13 protein-coding genes are annotated in these 21,065 nt (G+C 74.7%); all 13 read right to left on the bottom strand.

What is annotated here, in order from left to right:
- Positions 1-31 precede the first annotated feature (31 nt).
- A complete protein-coding gene (locus tag ACFV6I_RS14265) occupies positions 32-907 on the bottom strand; it encodes a condensation domain-containing protein (RefSeq protein ID WP_380425364.1) in 876 nt (291 codons plus the stop codon).
- 48 nt (positions 908-955) lie between these two features.
- Entirely contained in the window at positions 956-1,951 is a 996-nt protein-coding gene (locus ACFV6I_RS14270) for a TauD/TfdA family dioxygenase (protein WP_380425367.1), read from the bottom strand.
- An 8-nt stretch (positions 1,952-1,959) separates the two neighbouring features.
- Entirely contained in the window at positions 1,960-2,172 is a 213-nt protein-coding gene (locus ACFV6I_RS14275; protein WP_063350320.1) for an MbtH family protein, read from the bottom strand.
- A 143-nt stretch (positions 2,173-2,315) separates the two neighbouring features.
- On the bottom strand, positions 2,316-3,500 hold the full coding sequence (locus ACFV6I_RS14280; protein WP_363370834.1) for a cytochrome P450: 1,185 nt from the start codon (positions 3,498-3,500) through the stop codon (positions 2,316-2,318).
- 2 nt (positions 3,501-3,502) lie between these two features.
- Positions 3,503-4,300 (bottom strand): thioesterase II family protein, encoded by a 798-nt coding sequence (locus ACFV6I_RS14285; RefSeq protein WP_380376821.1) that lies wholly within the window; start codon positions 4,298-4,300, stop codon positions 3,503-3,505.
- The gene (locus ACFV6I_RS14290) at positions 4,297-6,069 is read right to left on the bottom strand and encodes a non-ribosomal peptide synthetase (protein WP_380425371.1); all 1,773 of its coding nucleotides are present in this window, start codon (positions 6,067-6,069) and stop codon (positions 4,297-4,299) included. Before ACFV6I_RS14290 ends, ACFV6I_RS14285 begins: the two co-directional genes overlap by 4 nt.
- Positions 6,070-6,079: 10 nt before the next feature.
- Complete coding sequence (locus ACFV6I_RS14295) at positions 6,080-10,570, bottom strand: amino acid adenylation domain-containing protein (protein WP_380425373.1); 4,491 nt, start codon at positions 10,568-10,570, stop codon at positions 6,080-6,082.
- 32 nt (positions 10,571-10,602) lie between these two features.
- Positions 10,603-15,348: an amino acid adenylation domain-containing protein gene (locus ACFV6I_RS14300; protein WP_380425376.1), complete on the bottom strand. Its 4,746-nt coding sequence runs from the start codon at positions 15,346-15,348 to the stop codon at positions 10,603-10,605.
- Positions 15,349-15,577: 229 nt separating this feature from the next.
- The gene (locus ACFV6I_RS14305; RefSeq protein ID WP_380425378.1) at positions 15,578-16,849 is read right to left on the bottom strand and encodes a glutamate synthase-related protein; all 1,272 of its coding nucleotides are present in this window, start codon (positions 16,847-16,849) and stop codon (positions 15,578-15,580) included.
- Positions 16,846-17,838, bottom strand: coding sequence for an asparagine synthetase A (locus ACFV6I_RS14310; protein ID WP_380376833.1), 993 nt, complete (start codon positions 17,836-17,838; stop codon positions 16,846-16,848). The genes ACFV6I_RS14305 and ACFV6I_RS14310 overlap by 4 nt, the downstream gene beginning before the upstream one ends.
- Before the next feature lie 122 nt (positions 17,839-17,960).
- A complete protein-coding gene (locus ACFV6I_RS14315; protein ID WP_380425381.1) occupies positions 17,961-19,250 on the bottom strand; it encodes a methylaspartate mutase in 1,290 nt (429 codons plus the stop codon).
- Positions 19,247-19,648, bottom strand: coding sequence for a cobalamin B12-binding domain-containing protein (locus tag ACFV6I_RS14320; protein WP_380343369.1), 402 nt, complete (start codon positions 19,646-19,648; stop codon positions 19,247-19,249). The genes ACFV6I_RS14315 and ACFV6I_RS14320 overlap by 4 nt, the downstream gene beginning before the upstream one ends.
- Before the next feature lie 242 nt (positions 19,649-19,890).
- Positions 19,891-21,065, bottom strand: a 1,175-nt coding sequence (locus tag ACFV6I_RS14325; RefSeq protein ID WP_380425383.1) for an XRE family transcriptional regulator, incomplete at its 5' end; no start/stop codon positions are given.

Below are 21,065 nucleotides of genomic sequence, written 5' to 3' on the forward strand. Positions count from 1 at the left end.
GGCCGGAGGTGAGCGCGGCCACCACCTGCGATTAGTCCATGACGCCCCGCAAGTGGAGCAGCGGCTGCTGGGGGGGCCCGGGGCGGCCGGTGCCGAGCGGGATGTCGGTGCCGGCGCCGAGCCTGGTGAACAGTGCGGCCAGGCCGGCCTGGAGGACGGTGAACAGGGTGGTGCGGTGCGTCCGGGCGAGGCCGAGCAGGGCGGTGTGCAGGTCGGCGTCCCAGGCGAGGTCGACGGAGTCGGCGGCGCCGGTGGGGGTGGGCGGTCGGGGGCGGTCCGTCGGCAGCTCCAGTTCCTCCGGGAGTCCGGCCAGGGCGGTTCGCCAGTGGTCGAGTTGGCGGGCGAGCAGGCTCTCGGGGTCGCGCTCGTCGCCGAGCAGGTCGCGCTGCCAGAGCGCGTAGTCGGCGTACTGGACGGGCAGCGGCTCCCAGTCGGGGGCGCGGCTGGCGAGCCGGGCCCGGTAGGCGGTGGCGAGGTCGCGCAGCAGCGGGCCGAGCGACCAGCCGTCGCCGGCGATGTGGTGCAGGACGACGAGCAGCACGTGCTCGGTCGGAGCGAGAGTGAACACCGTGACCCGGATGGGCAGTTCGCGGCTCAGCTCGAAGGTCTCGGCGGAGGCCGCGTCCCGGCGGGCGGGGTAGTCGTCCGGTGCGCAGTCCACGACCAGGAAGCGCGGCTGCGCCTCCTCGGCCGGCAGGATCTGCTGCACCGGGACTCCCCCGTCCACCGGGAACACCGTACGCAGGGCCTCGTGCCGGGCGACCACGTCCACCGTCGCGGCGCGCAGCGCGGCGGTGTCGAGCTCGCCGCGCAGGCGCAGGGCGAACGGAAGGTTGTACAGCGCGGTCGGCCCCTCGATCTGGTCGATCAGCCAGAGACGCTGCTGTGCGTACGAAACCGGGATCACGGTGCTTCCTCTACTCACGTCACGGCACGGGGTGTTCGAAACCAGCGGTCAGGCGGAGGCCAGGGTGGGCCGGACGCTGGGCCGGCAGTCCAGGACGTCCAGGGGCTGCCCCATCGCGACGGCGATCCTGCGGTCGCCGCGGTACGGGTCCCGGCCGTGCGCGCACAGCACGTTGTCGACCAGCATCACGTCGCCGACCTGCCAGCGCTCGCGCACGGTCGCGGCGTGGTACGCCTCGTTGAGGGCGTCGACGTCGGCGCGCTCCAGCGGTTCGCCGTCCCCGAAGCCGGTGTTGAACGGGAAGCCGTCCGGGCCGAACTCGTCGGTCATCGCCTCGCGGATGTCCGGGTCGAGCGACCACTCGCTCCAGAAGGCGAGGTGGTTGAACCAGACCTCCTCGCCGGTCGCCGGGTGGTGGATGGTGCCGGGGCGCAGCTGGCCGGTGCGCAGGTTGCCGTCCGGCAGCCACTCCCAGGTGATGCCGTTCTCCCGGCAGTAGGCCTCGACCGCGGCCCGGTCCTCGGTGGCGAAGGCGGTGCGCCAGCCGAGGGAGACGTAGTCCGAGTAGTTGCGGGTGAGTGTCCAGCCGGACGTCCGCATCCGCTCGACCAGGTGGGCGGGCAGGTGGTCGAGCACCTGGCGGCAGTCGGCGGTCGGGGTGGCGCCGCCCTCCTCGGGGGCGGTCAGGCAGGCGAAGAGCAGCCGGCCCGGGAAGGTGAGGGTGTAGCTGTTCTCGTTGTGCATCCGGATCGGCTGGGGCGACGGCAGGTCGGTGGAGGAGAAGACGCCGTTGCCGTAGTCGCTGCGCGGGGTGGCCTTCTCCCGGTAGGGGGTGCGCTCGGGGATGAGGACGTCGCGCACGGCGGCGACGTCCTCGGTGCTCGCGACCGGCAGGCCTCGCAGGAAGATCGTGCCGTGCCGGTGGAGGGCTTCGGTGAGCTCGGTCTCGTTCTCGCGCAGCCACGCGCCGGCCTCGCCGATGTCGGCGGTGCGCGGGGCGTGGGCGAGGGCCGGGCGGCCGGGGTTCAGTTCCCAGGTCAGCATGGTCGCGCTCACTGCCGGGCGAGGGAGGCGGTCAGGCTGGCGGGCCGGATGTCGGTCCAGTTGGCCTCGATGTGGTCGAGGCAGCCCTGGCGGGTGTCCTCGCCGTGGACGGTGGTCCAGCCGGCCGGCACGTCGATCCAGACCGGCCACAGCGAGTGCTGGTTCTCGTCGTTGACCAGCACCAGGTAGCCGGCGTTGTCGTCCTCGAACGGGTTGCTCATGGTGTCCTCCTTGGGTTGCTTCGAAGGTAGGGGCGGGCCGGGGGGCGCAACGGCAGGAGTCGCGGCAGGAACGCGGCAGTTCGACTCGGCCCCCGTCGGCGGTCCGCGGCGGGCAGGTTCAGCGCGGGGTGAGGCGGGCCGGTTCAGCGCGGGGTGAGGCGCACCGGGAAGTGGTCCAGGCCGAAGTTGATGATCGAGCGGTTGTGGACGACCGGCCCGGTCGGTTCGATCTCGGCGACGCGCTCCAGCATCGCCGTGAACAGGGCGCCGAGTTCGGCCTTGGCCAGCGGCGCGCCGATGCAGTAGTGGGCGCCGAGGCCGAGGGCGAGGTGCTTGTTGGGGGCGCGGTCGAGCAGGATCTCCTCGGGTCGGTCGAAGGCCTCCGGGTCGCGGTTGGCGGACCACACCCAGACCGCGACCCGGTCGCCGCGCCGGATGGTGCGGCCGTCGAGCTCGGTGTCGCGGCTCGCGGTGCGCAGGGTGTGCAGCCCGACGGACGTCCAGCGCAGGAGTTCGTCCAGCGCCGAGTCCATGCCGACCTCGCCCCGCTGCAACTGCCGCCACAGTTCCGGGTGCTGGACGAGGGTGTGCAGGCCCATGGCCGCGGTGTGGCGGACGGTCTGGACGCCGCCGACCACGATGTTGTCCAGGTTGAGGACGACGTCCTCGATCGGCAGCAGCTTGCCGCCGACCCGGTAGGTGGCCATCTTGCTGATCAGGTCGTCGCGCGGGTCGGTGCGGCGCAGCATCACCTGGTGCAGCAGGTAGGGGATGAGCTGCTGGTGGCCGGCCCGGCGCTCCTCGGGGGTGCGGCCGAGGAAGGCGACGTCGCAGACCCGCTCGACCATCTCGCGGTCCTTCTCGGGGACGTCCAGGAGGTCGCACATGACGGACAGCGGCAGGGCGGAGACGGCGTCGACGAGGTCGACCTCGCCCAGTTCGACGGCCCGGTCGACGATCGAGGCGGCGAGTTCGGTGATGCCGCGGGATGCTCCGCGCACCGGGCCGGGGGCGAAGAACGGGTTGGCGGGCGCGCGGAGTTCGCGGTGCCGGGGCGGGTCGGTGAGGGCCATCATCCGGCCGGATCCGACCGGGACGTTGCCTTCGCCGGCGCCGAGCAGCGAGCCCTGCTCGGAGCTGTAGAGCGTGGCGTTGCGCAGCACCTCCGCGGAGTGCCGGTAGGAGAGCACCGACCAGATCGGCCCGTCGTCGACGGTGTCGGTGCGGTGGACGGAGGCCTCCCGGCGCAGCTCCGCGACCAGGGCGGGGGTGTCGGGGCGGGCCCACAGGTCCGGGTCGGTGAGGTCGACCGGGGTGGTGGTCAGCATGGCTACTCCGTCGTGGACTGGTCGGCGGCGGCGCCGGCCCGGTGGCCCGGGCCCGGTCGCTCGATGAGGGAGGTCAGCAGGTCGACCGGGCCGGGCCCGTCGACGGTGGCGAGCAGGTGGCCGCCGGGGACGATGTGGTGGCCGCTGGCGCCGCGGGTGTGGACGGCCCAGCCCTGGAGTCCGGCGGAGGCGAGCATCGGGTCGTCGGCGCCGGCGACGGTGTGCAGGTCGGAGCCGATCGGCGGGTGCGGGCGGGGGCGGTAGGTGGCGACCACGGCCAGGTCGGTACGGATGCCCTGGAGCGCGTGCTCCTTCAACTCCTGGTCGCCCTCGATGAGTTCACCCATGCCGGCGAGGCGCAGCAGGTCGTCGGCGGTGTGCTGCGGGCGGTCCCGGCCGGCCCAGGTGGCGGGCGGCGAGGCGGAGGCGGCGACCACGAGTTCGGGCCGCCGCTCGGCGGGCAGCGCCCGGGCGACCTCGTAGCCGAGCAGGGCGCCGAAGCTCTGCCCGTAGAAGCCGAACCGGCCCGTCAGGTGCGGGGTGAGGGCGTCCACGACGGCGTCGACGAGCAGGTCGAAGCTCGCGGGCATCGGGTGGCCGAGGCGGCCGCCGCGGGCGGGCGGACGCACGGCCCAGACCTCGGCGGTCGGGGCGAGGGCGCGGGCGAGCGGGGTGTAGGCGGTGGCGTCGCCCCCTGCGTGCGGGAAGCAGAACAGCCGGAACGGGCGGTGCGGTTGGGGCGCGGGGACGAGCAGCCAGTCCCCCTCGACGCGGGGGCGCACCCGCGTGGCGGTGGTCATGCGCCGCTGACCCGGGAGCGGGCGGTCAGGGCGGGCCGGGGGGCGGCGGTGCCGGCCTCGACGGCCTTCCCGACGGTGGCGGTGAAGGCGGCCAGGTCGGCCGAGTCCAGCAGGTGGCGCAGCTGGAGCTCGATGCCGAGCCGGCGGCGCAGCAGGTGGACGACGCGCAGCGCGGCGAGCGAGTGGCCGCCGAGCGAGAAGAAGTCGTCGGTGGGCGTGACGCCGGTCAGGCCGAGCACGGTGCGCCAGACCTCGGCGACCTGCTCCGCCAGCCCGTCGGCGCCCTCGGCGGGCGTCTCCTCGGCCGCGGGGGCGGGCTGCGCCGCGGGGGCGGGCAGGGCCGCGTGGTCGACCTTGCCGTTCGGGGTGAGCGGCATGGCGTCCAGCACGGTGATCGCCGAGGGCACCAGGTGTGCGGGCAGGGTGGCCCGCAGGCGCTCGGTCAGTTCGGCGGCGGTGGCGGCGCCGGTGACGTAGCCGATGAGCCGGCGGTCGCCGGGGGCGGGCTCGTGGACGGTGACGGCGGCGGCCTGGATGCCGTCCAGCCGGGCCAGCGCGTGTTCGACCTCGCCGAGCTCGATCCGGTAGCCGCGCAGCTTGACCTGGCGGTCGACCCGGCCGATGTACTCCAGTCGGCCGCCTTCGCCTCGCCGGGCCTGGTCGCCGGTGCGGTACATCCTCTCGCCGGGGGTGGTCGGGTCGGCGACGAAGCGTCCGGCGGTCAGCCCGGGGCGGCCCGGGTAGCCGTGGGCGAGCCCGGGCCCGGCGAGGTACAGCTCGCCGACGAGGCCGTCGGCGACCGGGGCGAGCTTCTCGTCCAGCAGGTGGAGGCGCACGCCGGGCAGCGGCTCTCCCAGGTGCGGACCGGGGCCGCTGATCGGCGCGGTGACGGCGTCGACGGTGCATTCGGTGGGCCCGTACAGGTTGAGCGCGTCGATGCCGCCGTCGGCGAGCTCCCGCCAGGTGTGCTCGGGGACGGGCTCGCCGCCCATGAACAGCCGCGGCACCCGGGCGCCGGTGAGCGGCTCGCGCAGCAGCTCCCAGTGCGAGGGGGTCAGGTCGAGGTCGGTGACGGCGTGCTCGGCCAGCAGGGCGGCCACCCGGGCCGGGTCGGCGCGGTCTTCGTCGCCGATGACCAGGACGGTGTCGCCGCGGCAGATCCGGGCCCACTGCTGGACGGAGGCGTCGAAGGAGACGCTGGCGTTCCAGCCGACCACCCCGGGCTCGGCGCGGTAGGCGCCGGTGGCCTCCAGTGCCTCCACCAGGGCGGCGACGGCGCCGCGCGGCACCTCGACGCCCTTGGGGAGCCCGGTGGAGCCGGAGGTGTAGATGACGTAGGCGGGGTCGAGCGGGTCGGCCGCCTCCGGCAGGTCCGAGCCGTCGGCGACAGCGTCCGGCCCGGCGGCGTCCGGGCGCAGGACCGGCACTCCCTGGGCCGCCGGGAGGCCGTCCGCACTGATCAGGGCCGCGAGCCGCGCGTCGGCGGCCATGAAGGCCAGCCGCTCGGCGGGGTAGGCCGGGTCGAGCGGGACGTAGGCGGCGCCGGCCCGCCAGACGGCGAGCAGGGCGACCGGCAGGTCGGCGGTGCGGGCGAGGTGGACGCCGACCCGGTCGCCGCGGCCGACGCCGTGGGCGCGCAGGGCGCGGGCCAGCGCGGCGGTGCGCAGGTCGAGTTCGGCGAAGTCCAGGCGGGCCGTTCCGGCGAGGACGGCGGTGCGCTCGGGGTGGGCGGCGACGGCATCGCGCAGGCGGTGCAGGAGGTCGGTCATGACGGTTCCCTCAGGACTCTCGGACGGAGGCGGCCATGGCGTGCAGGGCTGCCGTGTAGGTGTCGATGAACTGCTCGGCGGTGGTGTCGGTGACCAGGGAGCGCTGGTGGTCCACGGCGAGCAGCACGCGCTGCGAGACCGGGTCCTGGATCAGCGAGGCGCCGAACGCGAAGCTGTTGGGTTCGTGGCGCAGGGTCGGCTCGCAGCCGATCCGGCCGTCCACGATGCGGGCTGAGCTGAGCTGGCCCAGGGCGTGGAAGCGCAGGTAGCCGAACTGGCTGTCCAGCGCGGTGTCGGTCATCAGCCGGGCGAGCCGGGCGAAGGGCACCCGGCGGTGCGGCATCATGTCCAGTTCCTCCCGGTGCACCTCGCGCACCAGGGCGAGCAGGTCGCCGGTGGGCTCGCAGCTCAGCGGGACGGTGTTGAGGAACAGCCCGTACACCTCGGTGCCGCCGAGCCGTTCCAGCCGGCCGTTCACGGCGAGGCCGGTGGTGACGCGCCGTCGCCCGGTGATGGCGGCGAGGGCGTGCAGGTGGGCCGCGAGCGCGACCGACTTGAGGGGCACCGCGAGTGCGTCGGCGACCTGCCGCAGCTGCTCGGGCGCCTCGGGCAGCACCCGCTCGACGGTGCGCGGCGCCTCGTGCACGTCCTCGCTGCCGGGGAACAGCTGGCCGCTGACGCCGGACAGCCGGTCGCGCCAGTACGCGAGCGAGCGCTCGTCCCCGGCGGCCTGCCGTTCGACGGCCACGAAGTCGCGGAAGGCGGTGCGCGGCGGTGGGGTGGGGGCGCCGAGCGGGTCGGCGGCCAGGGCGGTGTGGCGTTCCAGGATCTCGGTGAACAGCGAGGTGAAGCTCCAGCCGTCGAGGATGGCGTGGTGCTCGGAGATGGTGAGCTGGAAGGCGTCCTCGGCGAGGCGCTGCACGGTGATCCGGAACAGCGGCGGGGTGGCGAGGTCGAAGGGCGTCCACCGGTGGGTGTCGAACACCTCGCGGACCGCCGTGTCCTGGTCGGGCTCGCCGCGCAGGTCGGTGAACTCGACGGGCGCGGGCAGCCGCCCGTACACGAGCTGGAGCGGTTCGCCGTAGCCGGACAGGTCGAGGCCGGTGCGCAGCACCGCGTGGCGTTCCATGGCCTCGGCGACCGAGCGGCGGAAGGCCTGTTCGTCGAGGTCGCCCGAGATCCGGTAGGAGTTGACGTTGTGGTAGCTGTCGGTGCCGCCGGCGATCTCCATGTGGAAGACCATGGAGAGCTGCATGGAGACCATCGGGTAGGCGTCGGCGAGGCCGGGCGGCAGGTCCTCGCGGTCCTCCGGGGTGATCAGGGCGAAGGGCTCGTGGTCGGCCGGGTCTTCGGCGACGGGCTCGGCCAGCGGCAGCAGGGCGGCGACCGTGGGGGCGTTGAAGACGTCCCGCAGGCTCACCCCCCAGCCGCGCTCGTGCAGCGCGCCGGCGAGCTGGACGGCCCGGATGGAGTCGCCGCCGAGGTGGAAGAAGTCGTCGTGGACGCCGATGCCGTCCACTCCGAGGACCTCCGTCCAGACGGCGGCGAAGGCCTCCTCCTCCGGGGTGCGCGGCTCGACGTGGCGGCCTCCGGTGGCCGTGCTGCGCTGGCCGGGGGCGGGCAGCGCGGCGCGGTCCACCTTGCCGTTGACGGTGAGCGGCAGCGATTCCAGGACGGTGAAGCTGGCCGGGACCATGTACGGGGGCAGCGAGCGGCCGAGGAAGGCGCGCACGTCGGCGGGCTCGCGCCCGGTGACGTACGCGGCGAGCCGGTCGTCGTGCACGGTGACGACGCAGGCGTCGACGTCCGGGTGGGCGGCGAGCGCGTTCTCGATCTCGCCGAGCTCGATCCGGAAGCCGCGCAGCTTGACCTGGAAGTCGGCGCGTCCGATGTACTCCAGGCCGCCGTCGGGCAGGCGGCGGGCGACGTCGCCGGTGCGGTAGAGCCGCGCGCCGGGCGGGCCGTAGGGGTCGGCGACGAAGCGGCCCGCGGTGAGGCCGGGGCGGCCCCAGTAGCCGTGGGCGAGGCTGCCGCCGCCGATGTACAGCTCGCCGGCCGCGCCGGGCGGCACCGGGCGCAGCCAGTCGTCCAGGACCTGGGCGGTGAGGTGCGGCATGGGCGCGCCGATCAGGCTGCGCTCGAAGCCGGCGCTGCCGGCCAGGTCGTGGGTGGTGACGTGGACGGTGGTCTCGGTGATGCCGTACAGGTTGCAGAGCCGGGCCGGGGGCGGCGGGTCGAGTTCGAACCAGCGCTGGACGACGCCCGGGTCCAGCGCCTCCCCGCCGAGCATGATCCACTTCAGCGCGGACAGGTCGCGCGGGCCGCGCCGCAGCACGGGCTCCAGCTGGCGCAGCGCCGAGGGGGTGAGGCAGAGGAAGGAGACCCGCTCCTGCTCCAGCAGTTCGGCGAACTCCTCCGGCGAGCGGCTGGTGACGTAGGGGACGACGACCAGGCGGGCACCGTGCAGCAGGGCGCCCCACATCTCCCAGACCGTCCAGTCGAAGGCGTAGCTGTGGAAGAGCGTCCAGGTCTCCTCCGGGCCGAAGCCGAAGTGCTCCGCGCCGTCCGCCATGAGCCGGCTGACGTGCTCGTGGGCGACGGCGACGCCCTTGGGGCGGCCGGTGGAGCCGGAGGTGAAGATGATGTAGGCGACGTCGCCGGGGCGCCCGGCGGCCGGCGGGCGGTGGTCCGGCCGGGCGGCCAGGTCGGCGGCCTCGGCGGTCAGGTCGTAGGCCTGCCAGGGGCCTTCGGGGGCCCGGTCCGGGCGGTCGGTGACGACGAGGGTGACGTCGGCGTCGGCGAAGACGAGCGCGGCGCGGTCGGCGGGGGCGGCGAGGTCGACGGGCACGTACGCGGCGCCGGTCTTGAGCACGCCGAGGACGGTGACCAGGACGTCGGCCGTGCGGTCCAGCAGCATGCCGACGCGGTCGCCGGGGCCGGCCCCGCGGGCGCGCAGGGCGTGGGCCAGGCGGTTGGCCCGGCGGTCGAGTTCGGCGTAGCTCAGGGTGTGGCCGGAGTCGCTGACGGCGGGCCGGTCGGGGTGGGCGTCGACGGCCTGCTCGAACAGCCGGTGCAGGCAGTGGCCGGGGGTGTCGGTGGCCCGGACGGCCTCGGCCGCGGCGGTGCGGCCGGTCAGCCGCAGCACGGTGGCGTCGGGGTCGTCCAGGGCCGCGGTGAGCAGGGCGCCGTAGTCGGCGGCCAGCCGGCGCACCGTCCCGGCGTCGAACAGCTCGCTGCGGTACTCGGCCTCGCCGCGCAGTTCGCCGCCGGAGCCGCCGGGGCCGCCCGTCCCGCCGCCGGCCCCGCTGCCCGTCCCGCTGCTGTCGAAGACGGACCAGGTGAGGTCGAACTTGCTGGTGCCGTTGGAGCGCACCCGGCTCTCGGCGGTGGCCGGGCCGAGCACCAGCGGGGTGCGGTCCTCGCCGTGGGCGCCGAACACCACCTGGACCAGCGGCGGGTGCTGCGCGATGCGGGCGGTGCCGAGCTGGTCGACCAGCTGGTCGAAGGGCACGTCGAGGTAGCCGTAGGCCTCGAAGGCGACGTCCTGGACGTGCTCCAGCAGGGCGCGGAAGCTCAGCCCGGGCGCGAGCCGCAGGCGCAGCGGCAGCAGGTTGACGAAGTAGCCGAGCAGGTGCTCCAGTTCGGGCCGGTTGCGGGTGGTGACCGGGGTGCCGATCACCAGGTCGTCGGCGCCGGTCCAGCGGTTCAGCAGCAGGGCGAAGGCGGCCAGTTGGACGGTGAAGGGGGTGACGCCCTCCGCCTCGGCCAGGGCGCGCACCTTCGCCGCCGTGCCGGGGGCGAGCCCGAACTCCTCGGTCCGTCCCGCCGCGCCGCGCTCGGCGGGCCGGGGCCGGTCGGTGGGCAGCTCCAGCAGGGCGGGTGCGCCGTGCAGCTGCTCCTTCCAGTAGGTCAGGTGCTCCTCGAAGGAGGTGTCGAGCTCCTCCACCGCGTAGTCGGCGTACTGCACGGTCAGTTCCGGCAGTTCGGCGGGCCGGCCCTGCACCGCAGCGCCGTACAGGTCGGCGAGTTCACGCTCGAAGACCTCGGCGGACCAGCCGTCCCAGATGATGTGGTGGACGGTGAACAGCAGCGTGGTGCGCTCGTCCGCCAGTTGGAAGGCCTCGGCGCGCAGCAGCGGGCCGGCCGCCAGGTCGAAGGGTTCGGCGCAGCGGGCGGTGAGCAGTTCCTCCAGGTGTCCGGCCTGCTCGGGGCCGCCCTGCGGGCGCAGGTCGGTCACCGCGAGCGGCAGTGCGAGGGTGTGGTGGACCTGCTGGCGCGGGCCGTCGGGGTGCAGCGCGAAGGTGGTGCGCAGCACCTCGTGCCGGGCCACCAGGGCGTCCAGCGCGCGTTGGAGCAGCGGGAGGTCGAGCGGGCCGGTGACGTCGACCGTCCAGGGCGTGCAGTAGGTGACCTGCCGCGGATCGAGGCGGTCGAGGAACCAGAGGCCGCGTTGCAGCCCCGAGGCGGGCGCGGTGCGCGCCGGGTGGTCGGACGGGCTCACGGCCTCGTTCCCTTCGTGTGCGGTGCGGCCCGTCATCGGGCGGCCAGCCGTTCGGCGATGGCGCTCACGGTCCTGGCCCGGAACACCAGTTGCGGGGGGACGCGGGTGCCGGTCTCCCGGGACAGCCGCATCGCGACCCGGACGGCGGCCAGCGAGTTGCCGCCGATCCGGAAGAAGTTGTCCTCCCGGCCGACCTCGGTGAGATCGAGGACCTCGCACATGGCCTCGGCGACCAGCCGTTCGGCTTCGGTCAGCGGGTCGCGGGCGGCGGCCCGGCGCCCGGCGGGGGCGGGCAGCGCCTTCCGGTCGACCTTGCCGTTGTGGTTGAGCGGCAGGGCGTCCAGGACGTCCAGGGTGGCGGGCACCATGTGCTCGGGCAGCAGGCCGGCCAGGTGGTCGAGGAGCACCTCCGGGTCCGGCGCGTCGGCCCCGACGGTGACGTAGGCGGCCAGGCGGTGGTCTCCCGGGGCGGGTTCGTGGACGGTGACGGCGGCCTCCTGGACGGCGGGGTGCCGGGTGAGCGCGTCCTCGATCTCGCCGGGCTCGACCCGGAAGCCGCGGATCTTGACCTGGTCGTCGATCCGGCCGGTGACCTCCAGCAGGCCCCCGGCACTGACGTAGCCGAGGTCCCCGGTGCGGTAGATGCGCTCGCCGGGGGCGCCGAACGGGGAGGCGACGAAGCGCTCGGCGGTGAGGCCGGGCCGGCCGAGGTAGCCGTAGGCGAGACCGCCGCCGGAGGCGTACAGCTCGCCGGTCACGCCGGGCTCGACGGGGCGCAGCAGCTCGTCCAGGACGAGGATGCCCTTGCCGTTCAGCGCGACGCCGATCGGGACGGAGCTGCCGGTGACGTCCTCCGGGCCGACCTGGTGGCAGGTGGTCAGGCCGAGGCTCTCGACCGGGCCGTAGCCGTTGGCGACCACCAGGCCGGGGTAGGCCTCCAGGGCCTTGGCCACATGGGTGACGGAGGCCCGCTCGCCGGCGGTGATGGCCAGCTTGAGGCCGTCGTAGGTCTCCGGGAGCTCCTCCAGCAGGAAGTTGAACAGGCTGGCGGAGAGCTGGAGTTCGGTGACGCCGTGGCGGCGGGTCAGCTCGGCGATGGCCTGCGGGTCGGGGCGCTGGCCGGGCTGCAGGACGCACGCTCCGCCGAAGCAGAGCGCGCCGTAGAGCTCCAGCGCGAAGGCGTCCCAGGAGACCGGCGAGCACTGCAGCCAGACCTCGTCCGGGCCGAAGCGGGCGTAGTCCTGGCCGAGGTAGGTGGTGGTGAGCGCGCGGTGCGGGACGGCCGCGCCCTTGGGGCGGCCGGTGGAGCCGGAGGTGAACATCACGCAGGCGAGGTCGCCGCCGTCGACCGGCAGGCCGAGGTCGTGCGCCGCGTACCGGGCCAGTTCGGCGGCCGCGGCGTCCAGGTCCACCTGGCGCCGGACGGCGAACGGCACGGTGGCGTGGCCGTGGGTGATCACCGTGGCGGCGCCGGTGTCGGCGACCGCGCCGGCCAGCCGCTCGGCCGGGAAGTCCGGGTCGAGCAGGGTGTAGGCGGCGCCGGTCTTGAGCGCGGCCAGCAGCGCGGTGACCATCTCCGGCCCGCGCTCGGCGAGTACGGCGACGGTGTCGCCGCGGCCGATGCCGAGGCCCACCAGGTGGCGGGCCAGCCGGTTCGCTGCGGCGTTCAACTCGCCGTACGGGACGGTACGTTCACCGGAGATCAGGGCGGTGGCCTGCGGGGCCCGGGCGGCCTGCGCCTCGAACAGGGCGTGCCCCGGCACCTCCAGGGCGGCGGCCAGGGTGCCCAGCCACTGCTCGCACAGGCCGGCCATGGTGGAGGCCTCGAAGAGGTCGCTGTCGTACTCGAAGCGGCCGGTGAAGCCGGTGCCGCGGTCGTCCACCGAGACGGACAGGTCGAAGCGGGAGACGGGGTTGGAGTGCAGTTCGCGGGTGACCTCGCAGCCGCCGACGGTCAGCGGGCGGGTGTCCAGCGGGTGCAGCTCCAGCAGCACCTGGCACAGCGGGTTGCGGTCCTCGGGGCGCTCCTCCACCACCGCGTTCGCGATGTCGTCGAAGGGCACCTCCTGGTGCCGGTAGCCGGCGATCGACACCTCGCGCACGTGCCGGACCAGCTCGCGGAAGGAGACGCCCTCCTCGACCTTCAGGCGCAGCGGCAGCAGGTTGACGAAGTAGCCGATCAGGCCGTCGAGTTCGGCCCGGCCACGGACGTTCACCGGCGAGCCGAGCACCAGGTCGCGCTGCCCGGAGCGGCGGTGCAGGGTGAGCGCCAGCCCGGCGAGCAGCACCATGAACGGGGTGGCGTCCTCGCTGCGGGCGAGTGCCCGGACGGCCCCGGCCACCGGATCCGCCATCGCGAAGCGGTGGAACGCGCCACGGAAGGCCTGCTCCTCGGGGCGGGGGTGGTCCGGCGCCAGCGCGTCGGCGTACGGCGCGTCGACCAACTGCTCGCGCCAGTAGTCGAGTTGCCGCTCGGCGGTGTCGTCCTGGTACTGCCAGGCCGCGTAGTCGCCGTACTGGACGGCGAGTTCCGGCAGCTCGGCCGGGCGCCCCTCGGCCGCCGCGGCGTACAGCTCCTGGAGTTCGGCCTCCAGCACCGGCAGCGAGCCCTCGTCCCAGACGATGTGGTGGAAGAGCAGCAGCAGCGTGGTCGCGCCGGCGGCCCGGAAGACCCGCGCCCGCACCAGCGGCCCGGCCTCCAGGTCGAAGGGCTCCAGCGCGGCCTCGGCCACCAGGTCGTCCACCTGGTCGGCGGTGGTCTCGGTGAGCGTGAACGGCAGCTCCACGGCCGGGTGGACGACCTGGCGCGGGCCGTCCTCGGCGAGCTCGAAGGTCGTCCGCAGGCTCTCGTGCCGCGCCACCACCCCGGCCAGCGCCTGGCGCAGCAGCTCGGGGTCGACCGGCCCGGCGAACCGGAACACCCAGGGCACCACGTAGGTCGGCGCGTCCGGGTTCCACTGGTCGAGGAACCAGAGGCCGCGCTGGAACTTGGACAGCGGGGCCTCGGTGGCGCCCGAGCGGACCAGCGCCGGGCGCTCACCGCCGGAGGCGGCGGTCACCGCGGCGGCGAACTCCGCCAGCGTCGGCGCGTCGAAGATGGTGTACGGGGACACCATGCCGAAGACGTCGAAGACCCGGCCCACCACGCGCACGGCCGTCAGCGAATCGCCGCCCAGGTGGAAGAAGTTGTCGTCCGCCCCGACCTCGGGCACCCCGAGCACGTCCGCCCAGACCGCCGCGATCAGCTGCTCGGCGGGCGTGCGCGGCGGGCGGCCGGTCGGCTGGCCCTCGGGGGCTGCCTGCGGCTCGGGCAGGGCCTGGCGGTCCACCTTGCCGCCGCCGGTCAGCGGGAAGGCGTCCAGCGCGGTGAGCGTCGCCGGGATCATGTGCTCGGGCAGCCGCTCGGCCAGCCAGGCCCGCGCCTCGGCGTACTGCGGCGCGGCGCCGGTCAGGTAGCCGGCCAGCCGGCCCTCGCGCGCCACCACCACGCAGCCGGTGACGCCCGGGTACCCGGCCAGCACCTGCTCGATCTCGCCCGGCTCGACCCGGAAGCCGCGGACCTTCACCTGGTGGTCGCTGCGGCCGACGAACTCCAGCGGGCCGTCCTCGGTCGTGCGGCGCACCACGTCGCCGGTGCGGTACATCCGCGCGCCGGGAGCGCCGCTCGGCGCTGCGGGCGCCGGCCCGCCCGGGTCCGCGGGCGGGTCTGCGAGCGGGGCCACGAACGGGTCCGCGACGAAGCGGTCGGCGGTCAGGCCCGGGCGGCCGAGGTAGCCGGAGGCCAGCAGCGGCCCGCCGACGTACAGTTCGCCGGCCGTGCCGGGCGGCACCGGACGCAGCCGCTCGTCGAGCACGTAGAGCCGCCGCCCGCCGAGCGCGGTCCCGATCGGCACACCCGCCTCGGGCTGCTCGCCCGCGAGCCGGTGGGTGGTGGCGGTGACCACGGTCTCGGTCGGTCCGTACGCGTTCAGCAGCGGCACCCCGGTCGCGGCCCACCAGGCGGCCGCGGTGGCGGGCTCCAGCTTGTCGCTGCCCGAGATCATCAGCCGCAGGGTGCGCGGCACCCGGCCGCCCAGGGCCGCCACCACGTCCTGGAAGTAGCCGGCGGCCAGGTTGGCGACGGTGACGCCCTCGGCGTCCAGCAGGTCCAGCAGTTCGGCCGGGGAGAGGAGTTGGTGCTCCGGGAGGACCAGGCAGGCCCCGGCGGACAGCGCGCCGAGGACCTGCTCCACGGCCACGTCCACCGTCGGACGGGCGAACTGCAGCACCACGTCCTGCTCGGTCAGGCCGAAGGTCCGGACGGCGGCGGCCAGGTGGCCGGTCAGCGCGGCGAGCGGGACGTGCACGCCCTTCGGGCGGCCGGTGGTGCCGGAGGTGTAGATGACGTAGCCCGCACCGGCACCCGCTGCGGCACCGTCGCTGAGCTCGCTGAGCTCGGTGAGCTCCTCGCCGCCGAGGGCGAGGGAGGCCCCGGCGTCCTCGGTGATCCAGCGGTTGCGCTCCTCCGGGGCCTCCCGGTCCAGCGGCAGGTAGGTGGCGCCGGCCCGCAGGACCGCCAGCAGCGCGACCACGTGGTCCAGCCGGTCGCGGCCGGTGACGGCGACCGTCCCCCCGGGGGCGAGCCGGGCGGCGAGCGCGGCGGTCAGGCCGTCCAGCTCCCGGTAGCTGACGGTCCGGCCGCCGGTGCGGACGGCCGGCCGCTCCGGAAAGCGGCGGACGGCGGAGGCGAACGGCTCGAAAGCGGGCGGCTCGAAAGCGGGCGGCTCGAAAGCGGACACCGTTATTTCAGGCACCGTGATTTCGGGCGCCGTGCTTTCGGGCGCAGCATTCTCAGTAGGAAAACCGCGAGAGGACATCATCCAGCCCCAGAAGTGAGATGAATCGGCGACGAGTTCGACGATAGGGGGAATTCGACGGCCCTATCGGCAGGAAAGGAGGAAGGAAATCGGCAGTTTTCCGCTGCCGCTTTCCGGGCATGCCGCAGGAATCGACCCGGGCAGGCCGGGGCTACCGGCCGGCGGTGATTCCGCATTCCTCGGGGGACCAGACGTCCTCCCGGTCCAGGGCCTGCGGAGCGTACTTTCCGAGCGCGCTGATCAGCAGTCGGAGTTCCAGCGCCAGACAGTCCACGAAACGGCGGAGCCCGGATTCCCGGTCCTCCGCCACGGCGATCAGCGCCGCCCGCCCGAGGCCCACCGCACGGGCCCCCGAGGCCAGGCTCTTGACCGCTCTGGCGCCTTCCCAGATCCGCCCGGAGACCAGCAGCGAGGGCGGCGGCGCGACCGCCAGCCGGCGCAGGCACTCCGCGAGCGGCAGTCCGACGTGCGGCAGGAACACCCCGGGCGCCCAGCCGGTTCCGCCTTCGGCGCCGTCCACCACGACGGCGTCCGCCCCGGCCTCGTGCGCCACCCGGGCGGCCTCGGCCACGTCCCGGCCGGGGTAGAGCTTCACCCAGATCCGCACCCGCGGGTAGTTGTTGCGCATCAGCCGGATCTGCTGGCGCAGGATCTCCGCGGTGAAGGTGCCCGGGGTGGCGGCGCGCAGCACCCGCCCGTCGCCGAACAACGGGTCCAGCCCGAAGCGGTCGCCCAGCGCGGCGGCGGCCTCGGCCTCCAGCACCGTCATGCCGCCCAGGCCCGGTTTGGCGCCCTGGCCGACCTTCAACTCGAAGGCCAGCCGCCCGGATTCCAGCAGCGGCAGGGCGGCCGGGTCGCTGTGGACGAGGTTCCACACCTCGGCGTCGGCGTCCTCGGTGCTCTGCTGGACGGCCACGCCGCCGAGGCCGTCCGGAAGTTCTTCGGTGTAGGCGCGCAGCCGGCCGAGCAGCGTGCGGTCGGCCGCCTCGCCGAGCCGGCCGTAGCCGTTGACCGGCACCACGGTCTCGCCGATCACCATCGGGATGCCGAGTGCCCCGGCCTGCCGGCTCAGCGCCAGCCCGAGGTCACCGCCGGCGGCCCGGGTGGAGCCGGTCGCGGAGACGTACACCGGCAGCGCGGAGGCGAACCCGCCGATGACGGTGGCGAGTTCGACGTCCCGGTAGTCGGGCTCGCGGCCGAGGTCGATCAGCTTGGCCAGCCGCTGCGGCAGGAACAGCGGCGGGACGATCCGCAGCGCGTCCAGGGCGTCCGGCGGCGCCGCCCGGTCCGCCGCGCCCGACTGGCCGGCGCCGAACAGCACGTGTCCGTACTCCTCGGCGGGCGGGAAGGCGGCGGCGGCCCCGGCGCGGGCCCGGTGCCGGACCTCCTCCTCCGGGAATCCCGGCGCGCTGAGGTCGCTCACGGGGACACCACCCCGGCGATCTTCGGGAAGGCGCTGGCCTGCCAGACGGCGTCCAGCCCGGCGACGTACCGGGTGAGCCGCTCGACCCCGATGCCGAAGCCCGCGCTGGCCGGCACGCCCTCGCGCACCAGGTCCAGGTACCAGCGGTACTTCTGCGGGTTCTCGCCGGTCTCCCGCATCCGGGTGACGATCTCCGCGTAGTCGTTGGTGCGCTGGCTGCCGCTGCACAGTTCGCCGTAGCCCTCGGGCGCCAGCAGGTCGAAGTTCCGCAGCAGGCCCGGGTCGTCGGGGTGCTCGCGGTCGTAGAAGCCGCGCGAGCCCTTCGGGTAGTCGGTGACGAAGAACGGCCGGTCCCGCCGGGCCGACAGCAACGCCTCGCCCTCCCAGTCGAGTTCGGCCTCGGGGCTCTGCGGGTGCCCGATGCCCTGGAGTTCGGCGACCGCCTCCGCGTGCCGGATGCGGCCGAAGGAGCCCTGCAGCAGTTCGGCGAAGGCCTGCGGGTCCCGGCCGAGTTCGGCGAACTCCTTGGGCAGCGCGCGGACGGTGCTGTCGACCATGTGCACCACCAGGTCCTCGGCCAGCTGGACGACGTCGTCCCGGCTCGCCCCGGCGACCTCCACGTCCAGCTGGTGGAACTCGGCCAGGTGCCGGTTCGTCCCGGCGGTCTCCAGCGGTTCCAGACGGACGTTCGGGGCGATGCAGAAGATCTTGTCGAAGGCGAGCAGCGAGGCCTGCTTGTACAGGATCGCGCTGGTCATCAGCTTGTAGCGGTGGCCGTAGAAGTCGATGTCCACCTGCTTGGAGCCGCGCGCACCGGGATCGGTGACCGGGCCGATGATCGGCGGCAGCAGTTCGGTGAAGCCCCGGCCGCGCAGGAACTCGCGGGCCGCGGTGAGCAGGTGCTGCTGGATCCGGAGCGCGCTGCGGGTGGCCGGCGCGGTCAGGTGCCGGCCCGGGTCGGTCGGCGGCAGGGGCGTGGTGTCGGGCATGGTCGGGGTCCTCTTCTCTCGTTCTCTCGTGGAGCGTGGAGCGTGGTTTCTCAGCGGGCGTTTCACCGGGCGTTTCACCGGACGTCTCAGCGGACGTCTCAGCGGGCGCCTCACCGGGCGTCTCACCGCGCGGCGGGCAGCCCCCGGAGTGCGGGTGCGGGCGAGCGCCCGGCCCGGTCGTCGTAGCGCTGCTGGACCTGGGAGAGCGCGGCCAGCAGCCCGGCCGAGCCGAGGATCGGCGCGCGGCCGCCCTCGGCGAGCCCGGCGATCGGCATCGAGCCGACGGCGGACCACAGCAGCCGCCCGTCCGGGCCGAGCGAGCTGCGCGTCCGCCCGGCGTTGTCGGGGTGCAGGCAGTACGGCACGTCCAGGTACCCGGCCGCGAACGCCCGCACCAGGGCCCGCCCGAGGTCGGCGTCCAGGTCGAGCACCGCGCCGATCAGCGCCCTGGCCTCGGCCTCGATCCCGGTGTCCGGCGGGGCGGCGGGCCGGGGGCGGGCGCGTTCCGCCGTGGCGGCCGCGGCGGCGGCCTCCAGCGCCCGGACGTTCTCGGCGACGGTCGGGATGCGGTGCGCCTCGGCCGTGGTCTTGACGATCAGCCGGGCGGCGCCGCCGCGCACCGCGAGCCGCGCGGCGTCCTCCAGCAGCAGCAGGGCGCCGCCGGGCGAGCGCGGGTACACGCCCATGTACGCGTACACCACGAGGTGGTGGTCGACGTCCGCGAGCAGTTCGCCCGCGATCCGGCCGAGCGCGGCCAGCGCCTCCTCGTCCTGGCGGGCGTTGGCTTGCTGGGCGTAGCTGAGCGAGATGCTGCGCAGCCCGTGCTGGCGGAAGAACAGCGCCTCCAGGACGCTGATGGCGATCAGCAGCGAGGGCGGGCAGAGCTGGCCCATCATGCAGCCACCGAAGGTCTCCAGATGCGGATCCGCACCGAACTCCCGTATGGACGACAGTAGTTCGCAGCTGCGCTGCCAGCGAGCCACCGCCTCGTGCAGCGGGGTGCGGCCGTACGGCAGGCAGTAGGAGACCGGTCCGCCCTCGGTGGCGTCCAGGCCGGCCGCCAGCAGCGCCCCGATGATGTGCTCCGGCGCGGCCGAGCCGTGCCGGACCTGTACCGGGAAGCCCGCGTCCGCCACCCCGGCCAGGACCGCCCGGGTGACGTCGACCGGGTGGGTGGCGATCGGGTAGCCGTTGAGGCCGGCCCCGGCGGCCAGGGCCCGCCGCGCGGCATCGAGGTCGCCGGTGCGGGTGTAGCTGTCCAGGGTGATGGTGCCGACGGTGACGGCGGCCGCCGCCCGGGTGGCGAGCAGGCCCTCCCGCATCCGGGCCGCCTGCGCCATCCCCATCCGGGGCTGGACCACCAGTGCGCCGGCCTCCGCGGCCTGCGCCACGAACGCGCCGAAGCTCGTCACAGCAGGACCCGGGAGTGCAGCCCGTCGACGAACTCGCGGAACCCGGCCACCGCGGAGTCCTCCTCGAAGACCCGGTCGAAGCCGGCCGCCAGCAGCGTGCGCTCGCGGTCGGGGTCGTCGGTTCCGGCGATGCCGAGCTTGCCGCCGATGACCGTCGGGGTGCGCCGCAGTTCCGGGCAGGCGCGCAGGGCCGGGATCACCCGCAGCCCTTCCTGGTAGCCGTGCCCGTTGACGCTGCTGACCACGATCAGGTCCGGTTCGATCCGGCGGCATTCGGAGAGCAGCAGGGCGTCGGGGACGCACGCGCCCAGGTTCGTCACCCGGTGGCCCATTTCCTCCAGCAGCAGTTGCAGGAACACCAGGTTCCAGGTGTGCGAATCCGAGGCCGTCGTCGTCACGACGACGTCCAGTCTGCTCTCTCTTGCATTTCCGTGCTCCACAATCCAGCCCTCGTCGGTAGCGATCCTCGATGGAATTCCGCCGACGCCCCAGCCGGCGGCCCGGGAATTCCGGCGCGTATTCCGCGGCGGTCCAGCCCTACGGAGAACGCTAGGAACGATCGGGCCCGGCGACCGGCAGCTCGTGCGGCAAGATGCGGGCAAGATGCGGCAGTATCGACACCCGGCCGGCCGCCGTGTGGTCAGCCCGCGACGGCGAGCAGCTGGACGTCCCCGGCCGGCGCGAACCGGTGCCCGGGGTCCTCCCGGAGGAGGCGGCGGCACACGTTGAGCACCGTGAAGCGCACCCCGTCGCGGGCGGGCACGCTGCGGATCAGTCCGCGCGACAGCAGTTCGTGCACCGTCGCCAGGCAGGTCTGCGGCGCCCAGCCGCTGCGGACCACCGCGTCCTCCCCCGACCAGTCGCCGGGCTCGTCCACGAGTACGTCCAGCAGGGCCCGCTGGCGCTCCGTCAACCGCTGGATCGCCGGCTCCACCTCGTCCCGGACGTCGCCGCGCGTGCCGTACACCACCGGCGGTGCCGCCAGCGTGAACGGGCCGGCCGACAGCCGGGCCAGCAGCTGGGCGGTGGACAGCACCAGCGTCCACCCCGCCGCGCGCTCCAACGCCCCCGGCAGGCCGTCCAGGTGGCGGCAGAGCGCGGCCACGGCGGGGGCCTCGGAGCGCTCCAGGGTGTAGCCGGGGCGCAGCCGGCGCAGGTGCGAGAGCAGCAGCCGGACGGCGCCGATCTGCGCCAACGCCTCCGGTTCGACGTCGAGTTCGGGGGCCGGTACGGGCAGCGGCGCGAGCGGGACGACCTGCCCGCCGGGCAGCGGCCAGGCCTCCCGGGCGGTGATCAGCACCCGCAGCCCGGGGCAGTGGTGGAACAGCCCGTCCAGCCGGCCGGCGTCCACCCCGCCGTCGGCGCCGTCCAGCACCAGCAGGGCGGGCCGGTCGCCGATGTCCCGGACGATGTCGTCCATCCGACCGTGCCAGGGGGCCGGGTCGCCGGCGCAGTCCACCCAGCGCACCGACCAGCAGGCGGCCAGGTGCAGGCGGCGGGCCACCTCCAGGGCGAGCCGGGTCTTGCCGACCCCGCCGAGCCCCACCAGCGAGACCAGCCGGTCCCCGTGCACGGCGAAGGCGTCGGACAGCACCTCGGCCTCCATCTCCCGGCCGACGATGGCCCCGCGCGCCACCGGCGGGGCGACCGGCGCCACGGCCGCCGGCTCATCGGCGAGCGGGTGCCGACGGGCGGCCTCCTCGAAGTCCGTCCGGCTGCGGCCCTCCAGCCGCAGCGCGTCCGCCAGCAGCCGGACCGTCTCGAGGCCCGGCCGTCTGACTCGGCCCCTCTGCAAGTCCCGCTTCGCCCGCCCCC

Source organism: Kitasatospora sp. NPDC059803 (assembly GCF_042732255.1).
Lineage (GTDB): Bacteria > Actinomycetota > Actinomycetes > Streptomycetales > Streptomycetaceae > Kitasatospora.

What these genes read in the sequence shown, in the direction of transcription:
- ACFV6I_RS14270 (WP_380425367.1), bottom strand. Translation starts at nt 1,951, where the DNA reads ATGCTGACCTGGGAACTGAACCCCGGCCGCCCGGCCCTCGCCCACGCC.
- ACFV6I_RS14275 (WP_063350320.1), bottom strand. Translation starts at nt 2,172, where the DNA reads ATGAGCAACCCGTTCGAGGACGACAACGCCGGCTACCTGGTGCTGGTC.
- ACFV6I_RS14280 (WP_363370834.1), bottom strand. Translation starts at nt 3,500, where the DNA reads ATGCTGACCACCACCCCGGTCGACCTCACCGACCCGGACCTGTGGGCC.
- ACFV6I_RS14285 (WP_380376821.1), bottom strand. Translation starts at nt 4,300, where the DNA reads ATGACCACCGCCACGCGGGTGCGCCCCCGCGTCGAGGGGGACTGGCTG.
- ACFV6I_RS14290 (WP_380425371.1), bottom strand. Translation starts at nt 6,069, where the DNA reads ATGACCGACCTCCTGCACCGCCTGCGCGATGCCGTCGCCGCCCACCCC.
- ACFV6I_RS14310 (WP_380376833.1), bottom strand. Translation starts at nt 17,838, where the DNA reads ATGCCCGACACCACGCCCCTGCCGCCGACCGACCCGGGCCGGCACCTG.